This window comes from Pirellulaceae bacterium (assembly GCA_019636385.1).
Classification (GTDB): Bacteria; Planctomycetota; Planctomycetia; order Pirellulales; family Pirellulaceae; genus Aureliella.
This window is the reverse complement of record JAHBXT010000001.1, coordinates 1,340,114-1,357,623: the sequence shown is the minus strand read 5'-3', so window position 1 is coordinate 1,357,623 and position 17,510 is coordinate 1,340,114. Positions and strand designations below refer to the sequence as shown.

Here is a 17,510-nt window from a genome sequence, read left to right as displayed (position 1 = left end):
GCACTCAGGCGGTGGCAGTCCTCGCCATTGCGCTGCTTTTTGAATCAATTGAAAAGTCCTGTCACGTTGATACTGATTAGGGCGGCTTCGTTGTCCTGCTTTCTGCAGGATTCTGTTGACGCAATTATCATTCTGCTTATCGTGCTGATAAGTTTGCTATTGGGGTTCTGGCAGGAATACCGCGCGGCGGCTGACAACTACTGTATGATTGCCGTCAATCCGCTACGGTAATCGGGGTACATGGGAGTCAATCCAGAATCGGTCCAGAATCGGCTGGCATCGACGCGCTTGTTGCCGCCGCGTCGTGAACCAGGAGCTAGGGGTTCTGCAGGAGCAAATTGCGGAGGAGGTAGTTGTTGCATTTTTGCTATGTAGCCGTAGAAGTCGCTACGAGCTACGGGATGACCATCGGATAGAAGGTATAACGAGCGCGGATTCTCGGCGGTGATCAGCCAATCAATGGCGCGAGCAATATCGGTGACGTGAATCAGATTCAACAGCCCCTCGGCAGGTCCAGCCAGTGGTTGTCCACCTCGTAATGTGTCCATGAGCGGTATACGACCAGGGCCGTAAATTCCAGCCAGTCTGAGAACGGTCGAGGGGCACTGCCGTCGATGCTCGTTGAACCAGCGTTCTGCTGACCATGCTATGCGTGCCCCCGTGCGCAGCGGCGAAACCCGCGAGTCCTCATCAACTCGATCGCCCGGATCCGTTTGGCCGTAAACTCCAGTTGTACTCAAGTAGATCCAATGTGGTGCGGCGCACTGAGGCGTCGTTCGTTCAGTCAATCGCTGGTGAAGATTCTGCAGGCCAACGACATGCTGATAGTCGTCAGGGGTTGGTTTTAGGCTCAGGGCGGCGGTCGAGACAGCGCGATGCGGTACGCTAACCAGCACATGTGCGACCGGCGGCAATTCAGGCAGCGATGCACAGTCCAGCCAATCACCGATCACGGGAGTTACTCCCGACTGCTTTAGCTGCACGGCTCGTTGCTGCGTCCGCGTCAATGTGAAAATGCTAGAGCTGGGCCAACCGCTGCTTGTCAACCAGCGGACGAGTTCATTACCAACGTACCCACAACCGACGATCAGCAGGCTCATGGCGAGGCAACCCGCTGCATGTCCAACTGGCGCTGCAAGTGCTGAACCACCAGCTTGAGTTGAGGGTCGGCAGCAAACGCTGGCTCAGGCGGCTGGTGTTGGCGACTGCTGAGGCGTGGGTCGCTGCGCATGATCCAGCGCCGATTGAGGTAGATCTGCTGTGGTTCGTCCAGCGACATCGTCAAGGCAGGGTCGGGAACCACCCCCCAAAAATCATCGTCGGTCATTTCGCGAGTGCGATGAATGTTGCGATTGCTGGGCCGCATGAATCGAGCAGTAGTGAACTTGAGTGCCGTCCGATTGCTTTCCAGTTCAAACACCTGTTGCACAGTGCCCTTGCCATACGAGCGATTGCCAGCGACTTGGGCGCGTCCTAAATCTTGCAAGCAACCCGCCATGATTTCGCTGGCACTGGCGCTGTCTTGATTGATGAGTACTACTATAGGTATGGCCGGATCGAGTTCGACGCCTTGAGATGCTGAATAGGTGCTATTGAACATCCAACGTCTACCCTGCGTGCGTACAATCACGCCCTCATCCAACAGCATGTCACAAATATCAGCTGCACTGGTCAAAATGCCACCAGGATTGAATCGTAGGTCGATAACTAGAGCGGCAGCTTGTTCGCGAACGCGCTTCAGCGCCTCCAAAAATTCGTCGGTCGTGCGATCTCCGAACATGGCGATGCGAATGTAGGCGACGCGCGGGTCCTCAGGTAAAAAATAATCCCACGTCGAATCGCCGCGCAGGCGATCGCCGTACACGCTGTCGATTTCGATGTCGGCTCGGGGGATTTTCAATCGAACGGTTTCCGATGAATCCATACGTTGCAGCAACAATTCGACTGTTGTACCCACCGGGCCGCGCATGAATTTGGTGGCTTCGGCAGGCGTCAGATCCTGTGTGGATTGACCGTCGATTTCTAGAATAGTATCTCCGGCTTGCATTCCGGCGTTGAAGGCGGGCGTCTTCGGTAGAGGCGTAACAACCGTTAGTCGCCGCACGGCAGGTGGTCCTTCAATCTGTACGCCGATGCCACCAAATTTCTGCTCGATCTGCGACTGAAATTCTCTGTAGCGATCCGCCGGAATGAACTCAGAGAATTCGTCCAATTTGCCGACCACGCCCTGCATGGCGGCAGCGTACAGCTCTTGAGGATCAACCGATTCGACAAAATTGTCGTCCAGCAGGCGGATGGCACGACCAATTTTACCGCCATATTTCAAGTTTCTGGCTTGCAAGGCGCAGGCCAGACAGACTACGGTTACGATCAGCAAGGTGACGAGATTGCGAATAGGCATGACAAGATTGTGGCGGGGATCGCACAACCCGGTGCTTCAGCGAGGGACGGTCGGGTTCCCCCCTCGCTCTCACAGCGGGCTAGGATTCAATAGGCTGCTTTGGTTTCAAAAATTTGTGAGCCGGTGGATTGGGCAGTGAGTGGTTGTGTGCCATCCACGCTCTGGCGCGCGGCCAGGGCTGTCAGAATTATCGCTTACTGGCCGCCTGACTGGCAAGTCACAAACGGATGCCATCTATTACAATGGCAGACCCCCAGTTTCCGACCGCAGATAGATAGCTCAAGGCAATTGGCAATTCATGGATATCGCTAATCAGTCGTTGGTTGTAGAACTTCAGCAACGCATTCGCGGTGGCGACCGGTTGCCGCTGATGCCAGTGGGAGGCCGCACCAAGTGTCTGACGGGATTGGACGATCAAGTCACCTGCTGCGAGTTAGTCAATCTACGCGGCGTCGTCAGCTACGACCCCGGCGAGTTTCTAATCTCTGCGTTGGCTGGAACCAGCATCCAGGAATTGGCCGCAGCATTGTCCGAGCATGGCCAGTATTTGCCGTTTGATCCGCTGTTCGTGGAGGCCGGTGCAACTCTGGGTGGCACGATTGCCAGCGGAATCAGCGGGCCCGATCGGCTGCTGTATGGTGGCGTGCGCGACTTTGTAATGGAAGTGGCGCTGTTGGATGGTTTAGGGGACTTGGTTCGCGGAGGCGGCAAAGTCGTTAAGAACGCTGCCGGATTTGATATCCCCAAGATGATGGTGGGCAGCCTCGGTCGCATGGGAATTTTGGTCGAAGCCACCCTGAAAGTGTTTCCAGCCCCACAAGGACATGCAACTCTGGTAATCGAAAACGGCTCCCTCGAACAGGCAATTCACTTGGCTGCGAAAATTCAAGCCAAGCCCTTTCCCATCGCGGGCTTGGACATCGACAGCAATCATCAATTGTCACTTCGCTTGGCGGCCCCGAGCAGCTCGCTGGATGGAGCCGTAAGTCGACTGCAGCAATTAATACAGCAAGAATCGCGCGTCCTGATGCATCACGAGCATGAACAGCAAAGACAAGCCGATCGGCAATGGTTGCAGTCGTTGCCAACCGAGGATGCCGTGCTGGTGCGCATGGCTGTGTCGCCAGATGTGCTGGTGCGACTTAGCCAATTATTAGAGCGCTGCATGCTGCACGATCATCGACATTGTGGCGGTGGTACACTTACATGGGCCAAGGTGTATGGTTCGCAGATTTCTCAGTTAGATGAAGGCTTGCGGGAATTGAATTTGTCTGGGGTCGCCGTGCGTGGTCGGTCCAACAGGCTGTTTTTGGGTCAGCGACGCTGGCAGGAGCTAGCTAGTAAAATTCAGCGTGCCATTGATCCATCCCGACGATTCGCTCCTTGGTCCGACGAAAATTCAGGTAGTGGTTCGCGCGATTCGTAGGGTAGAACACGCAAGACCGATACAGATTGGCTGTGAAAGGCACATTTGTCGTTAGTAACAAAACTCAATTCGTTGCAATTGGCATTCTTCCGCGCCGACTCAACACAGGCGTGAAACGATCATCGGAAAACCAGGTACACCGGAGTCAGCATCATCAAATCGGTTCAGGTAGTGGCCCGCGGCCGGGCCGAATTCATTCAAGCGCCCCAGCCGCAAGCGCGACCCGGCTTTGTGGTCGTTCGCACCTCGCATGTGTCGCTGTGCGGCAGCGATATTCGAATGCTTCATTTTGCTCCACCATCCAGTTATCCCTTTCCACCTGGCACGACAGGACACGAAATGGTCGGAGTGGTTCACGAGGTAGCCAATGATGATTCGCCGTTTTCCGTGGGTGATCGCGTGTTAGCACTGGCTCCAGAACATCAAGCTATGTGCGAATACTACCTCGCACCCGAACATCTCGTCATCCCGCTTCCGCAGGGCAAGCCGCTGGAGGTATTATTACAAGCCCAGCAACTGGGGACTGTCATGTATGCCGCTCAGCGTTTACCGAACGTCATGGGGCGTAGTGTGGCTATTCTCGGTCAAGGCTCGGCGGGATTGTGGTTCAACTTTATCCTGCGGCGCATGGGTGCCGCTCAGGTAATTGCTCTCGATGCCGATCCGCATCGACTGAAGTACTCGCAGCGCTTCGGCGCGACGCACCAAATCAACAACGCGCAGACCGATCCCGTCGAGAGGCTGCACGAAATTCTAGGTGGCCATTTGCCGGACATCGTTGTCGAAGCGGCTGGAGAGACTCAGTCCATCAATCTGTCGTTGGAACTGGTCAAAAAGTTCGGGCAAATCTTGTTCTTCGGCTATCCGCGTTGCCAGCACATGGATTTCAACTTTGAACTGTTCTTCCACAAATGTTGTCAGGCCACGACGATTGTCGGAGCAACTGAAGAGGACAATCAAGCGTCCAGTCGTCAAGCGATCGAATTGATTAATCAGGATTCGTCGCTAGCCGAGCTGTTGATTACGCATCGACTGTCATTTGACGATGTGCTGACAGCATACGACATGCACCGCACCCGGGCTGATCATTGCTTAAAAATCGTGATCGAGATGCCTAGTGCTGTGCAATAGCATCCGCCGATAAAGTGGCCATCACAGGCGATTCCGCAGCGCCCAGGCCAAGCCAAAACCGGCCAATACGGTCCCCACCAGTATCCAGAGTGCGGCAACTCCGCCGTAATCCCAATAGCCTTTGATGCCCAACGCAAAGAATGCGCAGCCTGCAATCAGGTTCATCGCTACTAACCACCAGCCGGGTGCCAAGGCCGTGGGTAGCCGCCGGTCGATCCATGGATTCAGCAAGCAGATGATGCCGCACGACAAAACTCCAGTGAAGAGATTTGCCGGAACCAACACTCCAGTCAGTCCCGGTGGACGGTCTGGACCTCCCGACCACTGGATGAAAAAACTCAGCAGCAACACCGCGCCCGCTCCAGCGGCTGTCCAGGCTAGTCCCACCTGGCGCAAGCCCGCAGTCGAGATGGACTGATGTTTTACGAGCAGCAGTCGATAACATTCGCGCAGGATGGCAGGCGCCACCTCAATTGTCCCGTACAGCGTGCCAAACATCGTCAAGAACGTGCCGATGACGTACAGCGGGTACAGTCCAGGGCTCAGGCGCGTAAGGAACTGAGCTTGGAAGCCAAGAAAGCTGCCGTCGCCCGGGATTTGGTGTTGAGGCGCCAGGATCAGGTGTCCCGAAGCTACAAACGCAGTGCTGAAAATTAAGACGGTCAAGAAACTGGCTGTGCAGTCGATGAGCGGCGCACGCATCCAGAGCTTTAAGTCTGCAATTTGCTGGCTCGTGAGTGGCTCTGGATCAGCATCGCGAGGAGTGATGTCTAAGCCCAGTGCGGTAGCGGGGGACGGATCGAATCCTTTCGCTAACGCAGCGGGTTGTGATTCGGCCTCCGTATGCGCCTTCACAGAAGGGGTGTCTATGAGTTCGGAGCCTCCCGCTCTGCCCCACCCTTTTTCACGTAAGAATGCGGTGTAAGCCAAATAGTCATACCCCGCCCCGCCGATGACGCCCACGTATAACGATGCTTCAATCCAAAGCGGTTGCGCGGCGATGCGCTGTAGGGCTGGTCGCGAGTCGTCCACAAGCCACTGCGGAAACTCGAGCGACCGTGGGATGATGAATCCTGTTAGCAATTCAAACCAATCTGGGCGCAGCAACACAAGCGATACAACGACGGCTGCCAGCATGATGGTTATCACCAGCAGTTGTATGTTCTCCAGCGCTCTATAGCCTCCGCGCAGCGCCAGCAGGAATACACCGCATAATATCACTAACCCCCAGATATGAACGGTCGCACCTGAGAGCAGGCGCTTGGTATTGGTCAAGTCCGCGCACCAATCACCTAGCACGCTGGCGTGAAAACTGACCCAAATCGGAATGCACACGGCGGCCAGCAGGAACATCAGTCCAGGCAACCAGCCACGTGGACCAATCGGCAGGTTAACCCAGCGTCTGAGCGGATGCACGCCTGAAGCGACCATGTGTCGAGCTACGGAATACAGCAAGATCCACTTGGCCAGCGTAATCAGCGCAAACAGAAACAGAATGCGATAGCCAAAGATCGCACCGGCGCGCGACGAGAAGATTAATTCGCCGGTACCGATCGTCAGTGATGCTACAATGGCCCCCGGCCCAAAGATCGTGAGCCAGCGCAGCGGATTGCGCGACAGCAGCGCAGGCAGGGGCAATGGTTGTTCTGGGGCCAGCTGGTTGGTCGAAGCTGTATCATGCATGGGTCATGCTTGCCCGACTACGAAGATCCTACAGTGCAAGCCAAATGACTTCCCCTAGTCCGCCGCTACTAGTATCGCCTAAACTGCGATCGGCGCGACGCGGCCAGTCGCAAAATGGCACCTGTTGCAGTCGCTGCGCCAGCGGCTGGGGTAAAAGCGGGTGCAACTGTTTGAGCAGCATTGGCAAAAAAGATAATTCGCTAGATTCGGGCTGAGTAAATCCAGCAGGGCCATGTTCAGCCGACGTCGCAGCCGAGTCGACTCGCGAAAATAGCAGTGTCCCTCGACGCATTCCGCAGCCCAAGCGCGGATCGACTGCTCCACAGCCAACAACGGTGCCGGTAATCATACGCAGGGCCAGCCCCAATTCGATATCGCCATGCACGACTACCGTGCCATACCTCATACGGCTGGCAGCCCAACAGCCGACATTACCACTGACGAGCACAGTTCCGCCTCTCATGCCATGTCGCCGTCCCGGCGCTGCTGCCGCCAAATAGTCATCAGCATTGCCAGAAATGAGAACGTGACCCCCGCGTAAGCCTCCTGCCGCATACAGGCCGGCATTACCTTGCACGGTCAACACTCCGGCTTTCATACCGTCGGCTAAAAAATGTCCCACCGAGCCAACGACATGCAACTGACCACCGTTCATCGACTGCCCGATGCCATCGCAGCGCGCTAGGTCGCCCTGCAAGATCAAGAGATTGCGATTGCCGTCGGCAATATCGAACCAGTCGCCAACCGTTGTCCGCTCATCGTCTGTCGTCACGACGTGCCGAGCAATTTCTGCGACTGACAGGGATTGCAGGCGATGTGGCACGATGGCTCCAAGCTGCAATCGCAGGCCATCGGGAATGGTATGCTTGAGCATCAGCGTCAGGGCGCTCACTGTAACACCTCGTACAGATGGAAGTGGTACTTGCCGAGTTTGCCACCGTAGTTTCCGGCAGTAATAGCTTGTAAACCGTGTTTGCGACCTTCAGCGCAGGCGGCGCGAATGCCAACCTGCATGGCCGCCACCACATCAGATTCGGTCAGTCCATCGATCACTACCTCCAGCGCAGCGGTTACCGAATCTGGTAGCAGGGTTGGAGCGACATGCCGGAGCGTCGGACAAAAAGCGACGTTGGTGGAGGCCGAGAGTCCCCGATACTTGGAGCCAACTTTTGATCCGCTACGGGCTACGCCGCCCGGAAAGGGAATAATTACGCGCGGCAAGCGTTGCACGGCTTGCTGTGCAGCTTGACAAGCTGTCAGAGCGCCCTGCAGTGACTGACTCAATACTACAAAATTTCCGCCACCAACTGCGGGTTGTCGCGCGGTCTTGTCCTCGCACACGAATTCACCGTCCATTACCGGCACGCGCCAAATACGTCGCTCGCCAATTCGTTTGGATTGCTGGTATCCATCACCAAAATAACGTACATGGTCTCCCATAGAGATCAGTTTTTCGCCAGTCATGCCGGCGAAGGCACTGGTTGAAGGGCAAGTCAGCACACATTGCGAAATTCGGCGGGTAAGCTGCTTTTCCAATTCTTTGCCGGAAATCGAAAACAGCAACACGGTCACTCCCGGCCGACCATCGGGCGATTGATCGGCTGGTATTTCGGATTCGATTCCCGCCTCGCAGCCGCAACCAATCACACTGGTGGCAAAGCCAGTCATCGACTCAGCCGCACGCCGTGCCCAATAGGCATCAGCCGCCGTGATAATCACGCGTGTGGCGGTCATCGGAAATGCTTCGGCGAACGTATCCAGAATATCAACGTCGTTAATCTGCATGTAGTGGATAGTAGCTTGTTGGAGCGGGAATGTTGTCGCGCGACCTATCGGCAGGTGGTTAAGCCAGGACGTTCACGCGGCCCGCGGGGTACGCGGTTAAAGTAAGCAGTGGCTAATCATGTGGCTTTCAATGTGCATGAGCTGATACAATCATGGACGACAGATGTTGCGCGGCTCAACTGGGCAGCCTGGTCGTCGCAGATTTCCAGAGCTTGTCGCGGCAAACGCAAACACTGCTCTAATTGGGGACTCCAGCTATTTACACTGGCTGAATCGTAGTCTACTTGCGCGCGCCAGCGGTTGCGTGGTACTTCAAGTTGCCTGACCTGATCGTCCTCGATAACCGGCTGCCCAGATTTGAATACATAGGCGGCATTGCGGAAGGTGGTCTCCCAATCTCCGGCAGGCAAATAAGCCGCTAGATTGGCGTAACAACCCGCGACCAGCGAGCCCATGCCGCCTAATCCTAAGATTCTTGCCGGAGCGGCTCGGGTCACAATAGCGATTTCGTCCAAAGTGTATTGTCGAGTTAATTCGCGCAATAAACTGCGTTCGGCCGCAGCCGGATGAATCCGCTCCAACATCGACTCTCGAAACGATCGATCCATCAGCAACCGAATCAGGTGAGGATAGCCAGTAAATGGTCCGCCGTTGGGATGGTCCGTCGTCAGAAAAATCCGCCATGGATCGCGAACCAGCAGCATCAATTCAAGGCCGATTGTCCACTGCAAGCTATGCACGTACAGCGTGTCTTGATAGCGAATCGGTACCACACCGCATCCAGCTTGGCATTCGATGTCGCTCAGCAAGCTTCGTTGAGGACGCGCGTGAGACAGGTTGCGAGTTTGTGCCATCGTGTCAGCCGAGATCGTAACGGTTTGACCGAACAACACTTGTCCAACATCCAAACTGACATTCGGATGGGCATTTACATATTCGGCCAACAGTTCCGCTCCGCTGCCCATGCCGTAGTGGCCTTGGTCAGTGTAGCAATGAAATTGAGCGTGTGTCAGATGTACTCGCCGGCCTTCGGCAGCATTCAGCGACTGTAGTGTTGCTCGAATGTTGCCGGGCATTCCTAAGTTGCTGGCATGCAGGTGCAGCGGATGAGCCAGTCCCAGATCGTCCACTGCCGCTGACAGCCGTTGAATAATTTGACGAGGGGTCACGCCGTAGCGCACATGAGGCATATCGACGTCCAGTTGACGCTGGTTGAATTTGAAGGCGTTGATGCCACCCGGGTTGACGACTTTGACCGCCAGTCCTCGACTGGCCATTAGCGACCAACCGACCAGGCTGCGCAAAACCACATCTTCCAGTTTTGCTCGCCCCAATAACTCTAAGAGCCAATCCTCGTTGCCTAACACGACATAAGCACCATGGTCCAACAACGGCGTGTCGCACAATTCCATATGCGTGTGACGCGCAGAACTCAGCAGCATGGCTGGTTCGAAACAAGCGGTGTACCCCATACGTGCATATTTTTGCCCCGTGACTGTTGTGGGCCAAACCGTGCGTTGTTCCGGTGACAGAACCTGAGACATCAATAGACGGGCTAAATTGACTTTGCCGCCGCCGATATGCGTGTGAATATCAATGCCGCCGGCCAGCACCCAGGCCCCCCCCAAGTCGATACGCTGCACGCCAGGCTCGCGCGCAGCAGCTACAAATCGGTCACCGTCAATGAACAAACTGGTGATTTGTCCATTCTGCGGGTGTAGCGGATCGACAATTCGGGCATTGGCCAACTCGATCATAGCCGACTCTTTTCACAGAGAGCCATCTCCAGAGTCGTTGTTAGCAACCGACATGCCCGAGGTAAATCGCCGGACAGTTGATGGTTTGAACTCATGGCAGGCGCTAGATGGTGTGTCGCGCCGTGGTCGCCACGTATCAAAAAGCCGCTGTCTTCAACGCCAACAGCGGCCACCATCTGTCGGCCGGCGTGTAAACCATCTCGAAACGCCATCGAACTTTCGCTCAAAGTGACCTCTGAGCGCAGTGGCGTAAGCGGTTCTGGCGAGGGTGTATTGCGGACCAGCACGATGCCATCGAATTCTCGCTGCCAGTCAGACAACTGAAACGCTGACAGATAAGTAGGACAACTCCAATCAGTGCCGCTGTAGCTGGCAGTGGCCGAGCAGCCCGTCAGCCACATTAGAGCCGCCTGCGCCGTCACCAGTCCAGGCTGACTATCGAACGCGAGCAGTTGGCAGCGGTTGGAAGAATTGACCACGCGGGCTAAATTCCACAGGTGATGAATCAGCAATTCATCATCTGGGTTGTTCAACTGCGACACTTCCCAAGCGATCGTCGAATTCGAAGATTCGCGCAGTGCGCAAGCTAGATCTACGATTTCAGCGGATGTCGCGTCAAACGTTGGTTCACTTGTTCGTTGCAATAAACTGGCCACACGTGAAAAATTTCGATACCAATCGGCTCTGGGCCACAACAGGCGGCGGGTGGGGGCAGGAAGCGCCGGATGTTGCTGCCCGTTCTCGACATCGATTTGCCACCACCGGCAGCTTTCGGCAAAATCGAAACCATCTAAGAGCTTCGGACTGCGTTCGATCCAACTACTGCCCAGGGTGATCAAGAGCCGGCTATGTCGAGATGCATCGGCCAATGTCGTTCCGAACCAGCCATCCCCGGTCATTACGCGCTGTACGGCACTTTGGCCTGAGGATTGCGCCACATGGATTGTGCCAAAGTGTTTCTGAGCAAGCAGGACGGCGGCGCGCATCGTTTGTACATCCGCGCCGTCGATCCAGATCAGCGGGCGTTTGGCGGTGGTTAGGACACGATCTATCTGAGCGCAAACTGACTCCAGCGGAATATTCGTTCCGCAACCAAGCGCAGCCTGGGAAGTTGCCGGGCGATGCTGATGGAACCAAGCCACGCGACGGCCACAACTGTGTACCGAATTGCTCTCGGCCTGACGATCATCCGCACACAGCAGGCCGCAAATGGCACATATCGAAACGGGATGTTTCGTCATCGTGACGAGCCACGGCTTCTCCGAGTGTTATTGCTGGAGCTATTAAGTTGGCCGGCCTGCTGCGCTCTGTCTGCGGCTTCCGCTTGGGCCTTAGCCTGGGCTTGCGCTTGCTGAGCTTGTGCGTTGTCTGACTTGGGAGTCGTCAGGATGGTTTGTAGTGCATCTTTAAGGGCATCGGGAGTCAGGCCGTCACCTAGGGCCACTACTTTGATATACCCCTGATCCTTGGCCGCCTCGTCCAAATCGCTGATCGTAGCCAGTACAACTTTCAGCAGCTCAGGTCCTTGAGCGGAAACGATAACCCGGTTGCTTACTTCGTCGGCTGCCAGCGACAGTCGGCCTTTGTACATGAAATCCATACCACCGGATTCGCGCTTTGCGTCACCCTCAGCATCCTTTTTCTCAAAGGCTTTGTCGTTTGAACTGAGCAGATCGCGATAGGCCTCTTTCACCGTCTCGATGACCTTATCGGCTCGGGAATGCTTGAGCGTCACGGTCTTTGTGAACCGCATGAGCGATTCTGATACCGGCTTGGACGGAACGTCCCACAGCTCAATCAGCTCGCCAATGGTCTTTAAATCGCGTCGGTCGGCATTGCGCACGACAATGGTTCCCGTATCTTCATCAGCGACAAAATCAATCTCTGCACGCTTGCCCAGTTGACGATCGTTCTTAGTGCTCTGTGCGGGTCGCGAGTCGTAGTCCCACCAGTAGGGGTTGCGGGTTTGTTGAGGTTCATCCTTCTTTTTCGCAAAATATTCTTTCAAGTTCAGCCGAATCCACGTCACTGGAGCATGCTTGACCTTAAATACATCGTATTCGCGACGCGGGGGACGCTGATCCTGCATCCAGATTTCCAATTGGTCCAGAGCATCGGTATCGTCGGATTCGATAACCAAATTGCCGCGCTCATCCAGTCGAATCTTAACGGGTGGCTTGCCAGTGGATGGACTACTTTTCGCCTGGGCACGTGAGTCATCGTTGTCGGCGGATTGGCTGGTCGAGTCATCCGAGCTACTAAACGGATTGGTCGTCCCAACCAGTCGCAATGTCGATTGGTGACTCGATCGATTGCGGGAAATTGAGTCCCGGTCGTCGGCTGGTGCCGCGGGTGACTTATTCGAGTCTGCTTCGTTGGCGGGTTGATCCAAGAATTCCGAGTCATCCGGAATGATCATGGAGTTTTCGTAGTTTTTCTCCCAATGCTCTTTAAGCTGCTTGAGATACTGAAGTGTGTCGCGCGATCGCGATGCGTCGATGACACGCACGGTGCTGGAGCGGCCGCCCGGCTGGGGAATCTCGCCCAGTTTCACCAGCAGCTTCTGGACTTCGTCGTATTCAATTTGATTAACCCACAGCAGCAGTTGATTGTCTTGAATATTGGCCGTCACCCTCATTTTTTCAGGTTTCTTGTCGTTACCACTGTTGCGCGAGCCAAAATTCCAATAGTCATAGCGATTCTGCGTCTTTTCCTCTTCGTCGCCACCCAACAAGGACCGAACTGTGTTGGCCACAGATTCAGAATCCAATCGGCGCAGTTGAACGACCTCTAGCGACCGTTGCGATCCGTCCAAGCGGTCGATGACCCGCTGGATCAACAATTGATCGGCCAGCGATGCGAAGGCGGTCACCGAGCGATTCTCTTCGTTGACTTGAAGTCGTGTGGCTGGGTCCAGTACGTCCATAGCGTTCAGCGAAGCGATCAGCTCTTGGGGTGACAACGAAATCAGGCGGAATACTTTCATGCGAATGCTGATGCGCTCAAAGTCGGTCGCCAATTCGTTGGGTACGTCGACGCGCTTGATAAACGATTCAATCATGGCTCGCTTGTGGGGCGGTGCGTGGACGATCAGGGTGTTGTTACGATCATTGGCAAAAATCAACACGTTCTCCGGTCGCTGACGTCCGCTAGCACTTGGTTGCGCACTGGGCTTGCCTTGTCGCTGATTTTGCTGTTGTTGCGCAGCCATTTGTTGTTGCATCTGCTGCTGCATCTGCTGCATCTGCTGTTGCATCTGCTGCTGCATTTGCTGCGGATCGACACCTGGCGGCATAGTGCGTTGCGCCGACTGGTTGGCTTGGACCCCTAAAAATGCTTCTAAGTCAGTCTTGACCCGTGACGCTCGAGCAAACGCCAGGTGAAACTGCTGGGCCAGGTTTTCCAACGCGGCAGCGGATTGCTCTTCAGTCAAAATATCGTAAATCTCGCGCAAGTTGCCGGCGGCATCCATAGCTTCGACGCGATTGGTCGAAGCCAGAGATAGCAGTTGGCCGTTCTTGCTGATTAAACTGCCAAATTCGTTTACCACATCCTCAGGCAGCAACCAGCTCAATTCGAACGTCGTTCGCACAAAACTGTGTGGCGGAGTGGTGGCCAGCTGCTCTGGTCGAACGCGAGGTACGATCGATGGGTTGAGACCTTCGGTCTTGGCCACCGTCAAGGCGCGGTCGTGTTCCAGCAACGTGTATCCACGCAACAACAGCGCGCGGTTGATGGCGTCCTTGGTTTCCTCCAATGTGTACGGCTGGCGCGTAGACAGGTTGATGTAGTCGCCTGGCAACTCCTGCCAATCCAACGATTGATCCGAAACCGTCGCCAACCATCGCAGCACATCAGGCCAGGGTTGATTGCGAAATTGGAACTCGATTTTGCCTTCATCGTTGGGTTTGGCGGATGTCAATTCTTTGGGATCGGCAGGTTGCGAAGGCTCGCTTGTTCGCACAACGGGTTTTGCGCCGTCTTCTGGCTTGGCAGCCTTGGCGTCCGGAGTTTTGCCTGGTCGCGCAGTTGAATCGGCTGCCGGTTGAGGTGTATCCGCTGGTGGCGTATAGTTGGCCGGATCGACCCCCGCATCGGCCAAAACTTGATCCAGTCGGGCAAGCGCTTCCTCTTCCGAGATTTTTGCGGCCGGCGCGACGATGGTGTTTTGAGCATGCACAGATGCTTGCGGTGCGGCCAGTGCAAACCAGCAACACATACAAACAGTAAACAGTGGACGAAGAAACAGTTTCATAGATAAGCTCAGCTACCGAATGCCGCTTGTGATCGTGTGAGATCTGCACCAACTGTTATTATGGATAACCAGCCGCTCCAAATCTACCAGGAATCGCCTCCAGAGTTACCCAGCTTATGAGCCCAGGCTCCGGAAAAAAACTAATAATCGGCATAGACGAAGCTGGTTATGGCCCCAGTTTAGGGCCGCTACTGATAGGCGGCTCGGCCTGGCTGGTTCCCCATGGACTATCCGACACTCAGTTTTCCTTATGTCTTAGCCCACAGTTTGCCCCATCCGCCTGGGCATCCGGGTGCTCTCATGTGCCACTAGGAGACTCCAAAAAGCTGTATCGTTCCGGCAGCGGTTTAGGGTCGCTGGAATATGGTCTGCTGGCCATGGTGGGCCTCTTAAAACCTCCAGCAGGTGGCACCGCCGAGCCTGCGAACATGGTTCAGTTGCTACAACACTTGTCACCCGGTTCAGACGATTGGTCAGAGAATCTGCCGTGGTATGATGCCCTCGCCGGTCTGCCGGTGCCCGCCAGCGCAGCTAGCACCGCCGACGAAGTCAATCGACTTAACGAATTGGCTCGCGCTGCGTTGAGAGCGCTGAACATCGAGTTGTTGGCGGTACGAACCAAAATCATTAGCGAACCCGAGTTCAATCGGCAGGTCCAACGATTCGACTCCAAGGGCCGGCTACTGTCACAGGCCAGTCTTCAATTGGTGGCCGCGCTAATGGAATGCGCTCCTGACGTTGAAATTGAAGTCTATTGCGATCGACAGGGAGGACGAACGAATTACCTGCCAATGTTGCTGGAGTGGATGCCCGACAGTTGGTTCACAGAAATTCAAGCGACTGTCGCACGCTGCAGTTATCAAGCAATCGCCCCTCAGAAACTCTCGCTACACTTTACAATCGGCGGAGATGCATTTGCACCCACCGCCTTGGCTTCGATGGCTGCCAAGTATGTGCGCGAGCGTTTGATGGAGTCGATCAATCATTTTTGGAGTCGGCATGTTTCAGGACTGCGCCCGACAGCCGGCTATCCTGCTGACGCGAAGCGCTATCGCAGCGCGATTCAAGCGGCGGCTCACGCCCAATGCTTGCCTGAACACCTTTGGTGGCGCTGTCGGTAGTTTAACCTTGCTACTGCTCACGTAATGTCCAGGGTGAGACCAGCGAGGCCAAAGCAAGCTGTGCACGAGCACCCAATTCGCGCGGAGAGAAATCAAGGTCGTAACTTCCAGTTTGGTTGGCCCCGCGCCGGCCCGCCAACTGTGCTGACTGAACTGAGCGAACGGCTCTACGCGACGGTGGCTACAGAGCGCCTAGTTGCTCCAGTAGCTGAAGGCATTCCTCAACTACCATTTCGCCAGTGCCGATCTCGGCAAAGCTGTGCAGGCCCATCCAGGTCTGATAACCACCGTTGGCAAATCCCTGACGACTGGGCAAGTAGCCAACATAGTCGTTCGATAGCCCACAAACAAAGGTGTATCGGTGCGGCGAGCGGCGTTTGATTTCCAGTCCCAGCACGGTGAAAAATTCAGCGGGCACACCTACTAGATAAATTTCGCCAATGCGCATGGCTTGCAGCCACATCGGTCGCGATTGTCCCTGCAGCGGCTTCAATTTCAGGCGACTCTCTCGAAACACCCGGGCGATGTCGTCGGCATGTTGCGGCGCGTACTTGCGACAATATGCCAATACCGCGCGGTCTTCGGTTTGTTCATCAAACGTGCGAAATTGAAACTGCACTTCGGCACGTTTGGCAGCTAGTCTTGTTGATTGCAAGGGTTGGGCCTGGTCAAGCGCGTCATTGAAGGCCGACTTCAGGCGTGTGACCATCTCGTCGCAGTTGAGAACCAGATTGTGAGTCGACCCGGCCGCACCCGACAGGAAAGTCACGGGTACGCCGTGTTGTTCGGCCAACTCTTGCGCTGCTAGGCCATAAAAGCTGGGCGAGCGTAGGCCGCTACGCGTGCCAATGCAATGCGTCGAGTGATTGAACACTAACCCTGTCAACATTCCGCTGGACTGCCGAAAGGCGATGACAGGTAGATCGACATCGAATGGATCGGTTGGTCGGACAAAATCATCGCGCGGGCCAATCCAGTAGATCAGACCATCTTTGAGCAACTGGCGGCTGTTCTGGCCAACCGTTGCTTCTTGCCCCAAGCGAAACAGGCCGCGACTGGGTGGCGCGCTGCGCGCGGCCACATCGGCGTGAGCTGCCGCTTGGACGATAGCGGCCACCGTGCGACGGCAAAATTCTTCGTCGCGCTGGTAGTCATGCACCGTGACGGTTGATGGAGCATGATGCGTGTGGCTGGCATTGATCAGAATGTTGTCAAACGGGATGTCGCAGGTCGCCTCGATGCCGCGTGCGGCTTGATCCATATAATCGCGATCCATCATCAAGATGTCGACGCCCACGAGGCACAGCTTGGTCTGTCCGTGAATAACGATAGCAGTCGCTTGTAGCTTGCCCTCTTGACCTTGGACTTTTCCCGGGCCGATGCCACCGCCGATTACCATGTCGTCGTCGGCCTGCATCGCAGCGGTAGCCGAGCCGACACGCCAGGGAAACGAATCGTTGGCTGTGGCACTGGTTTGTTGCCCACACAACATAAGCCAGGCGAATACAGCAGACAAAATGCAGAGCTTTGGCTTCATCAGGGTGCCAGTCATGACAGGGGGCAAGGCGATGTAACTAGTATAGCCAAATCACAGAGGCCATTGGTGGCTGCGGAACGGTGCGGACGGCGCTGTCGGCGAGTTATTAAAGTGATCGACCCGACGATTCGAAGGCGGCCTGAGCGGGCTGCTGCAAACGGGTGGGTGTACCCAGAGCGAGCCGAGAGCCTCCAAGCGTGTTCAAAGGCAATGAATCTGGGACCGCACCGGCCTAACAGATATGAGCGAAAAACAAAAAAAGGCGCCCCCTATAGGAGAGGACGCCCGGGTGGGGAGACCACAGTAGTTAAGAATTGCGGTGAGGGTAAATAATAGACACTGCGTTGACTCCCAAGCCTTCAATGCTGATAGGCGGCTCCTTTCTAGGGGTGTTTCGTAAAATGCCAAACCAGG

General features: G+C 55.5%; 12 protein-coding genes. 3 read left to right on the top strand and 9 right to left on the bottom strand.

Translation table 11 applies throughout. The features are described 5' to 3' along the window. Nucleotides 1-197 precede the first annotated feature (197 nt). Nucleotides 198-1,100 carry an NAD-dependent epimerase/dehydratase family protein gene (locus KF752_05020; GenBank protein ID MBX3420902.1) on the bottom strand — a complete coding sequence of 301 codons (903 nt, stop codon included), beginning with the start codon at nt 1,098-1,100 and terminating at the stop codon, nt 198-200. After that, complete coding sequence (locus tag KF752_05015) at nt 1,097-2,401, bottom strand: S41 family peptidase (protein MBX3420901.1); 1,305 nt, start codon at nt 2,399-2,401, stop codon at nt 1,097-1,099. The genes KF752_05020 and KF752_05015 overlap by 4 nt, the downstream gene beginning before the upstream one ends. Before the next feature lie 298 nt (nt 2,402-2,699). Between KF752_05015 and KF752_05010 the strand changes: the two genes are divergently transcribed. Next, the gene (locus tag KF752_05010) at nt 2,700-3,827 is read left to right on the top strand and encodes an FAD-binding protein (GenBank protein ID MBX3420900.1); all 1,128 of its coding nucleotides are present in this window, start codon (nt 2,700-2,702) and stop codon (nt 3,825-3,827) included. A 171-nt stretch (nt 3,828-3,998) separates the two neighbouring features. Next, entirely contained in the window at nt 3,999-4,958 is a 960-nt protein-coding gene (locus tag KF752_05005) for a zinc-binding dehydrogenase (protein MBX3420899.1), read from the top strand. Between the two features lie 21 nt (nt 4,959-4,979). Here the strand turns inward: KF752_05005 and KF752_05000 are convergent, their stop codons facing one another. The 6 genes from KF752_05000 to KF752_04975 form a co-directional block, all read right to left on the bottom strand. After that, nucleotides 4,980-6,641 (bottom strand): Nramp family divalent metal transporter, encoded by a 1,662-nt coding sequence (locus KF752_05000; protein MBX3420898.1) that lies wholly within the window; start codon nt 6,639-6,641, stop codon nt 4,980-4,982. Between the two features lie 28 nt (nt 6,642-6,669). After that, the gene (locus tag KF752_04995) at nt 6,670-7,533 is read right to left on the bottom strand and encodes a formylmethanofuran dehydrogenase subunit C (GenBank protein ID MBX3420897.1); all 864 of its coding nucleotides are present in this window, start codon (nt 7,531-7,533) and stop codon (nt 6,670-6,672) included. Beyond that, the gene (fhcD, locus tag KF752_04990) at nt 7,530-8,426 is read right to left on the bottom strand and encodes a formylmethanofuran--tetrahydromethanopterin N-formyltransferase (GenBank protein MBX3420896.1); all 897 of its coding nucleotides are present in this window, start codon (nt 8,424-8,426) and stop codon (nt 7,530-7,532) included. The genes KF752_04995 and fhcD overlap by 4 nt, the downstream gene beginning before the upstream one ends. A gap of 116 nt (nt 8,427-8,542) precedes the next feature. After that, complete coding sequence (locus tag KF752_04985) at nt 8,543-10,183, bottom strand: formylmethanofuran dehydrogenase subunit A (protein MBX3420895.1); 1,641 nt, start codon at nt 10,181-10,183, stop codon at nt 8,543-8,545. Beyond that, nucleotides 10,180-11,424, bottom strand: a complete 1,245-nt coding sequence (locus KF752_04980) for a hypothetical protein (GenBank protein ID MBX3420894.1) — start codon at nt 11,422-11,424, stop codon at nt 10,180-10,182. Before KF752_04980 ends, KF752_04985 begins: the two co-directional genes overlap by 4 nt. After that, nucleotides 11,421-14,438, bottom strand: coding sequence for a hypothetical protein (locus tag KF752_04975; GenBank protein ID MBX3420893.1), 3,018 nt, complete (start codon nt 14,436-14,438; stop codon nt 11,421-11,423). The genes KF752_04980 and KF752_04975 overlap by 4 nt, the downstream gene beginning before the upstream one ends. A gap of 116 nt (nt 14,439-14,554) precedes the next feature. Between KF752_04975 and KF752_04970 the strand changes: the two genes are divergently transcribed. Next, nucleotides 14,555-15,559 (top strand): hypothetical protein, encoded by a 1,005-nt coding sequence (locus tag KF752_04970; protein MBX3420892.1) that lies wholly within the window; start codon nt 14,555-14,557, stop codon nt 15,557-15,559. Nucleotides 15,560-15,740: 181 nt separating this feature from the next. On the opposite strand, the gene KF752_04965 is transcribed toward KF752_04970, so the two are convergent. Further along, a complete protein-coding gene (locus tag KF752_04965; GenBank protein MBX3420891.1) occupies nt 15,741-17,096 on the bottom strand; it encodes a hypothetical protein in 1,356 nt (451 codons plus the stop codon). Between the last annotated feature and the right edge of the window lie 414 nt (nt 17,097-17,510).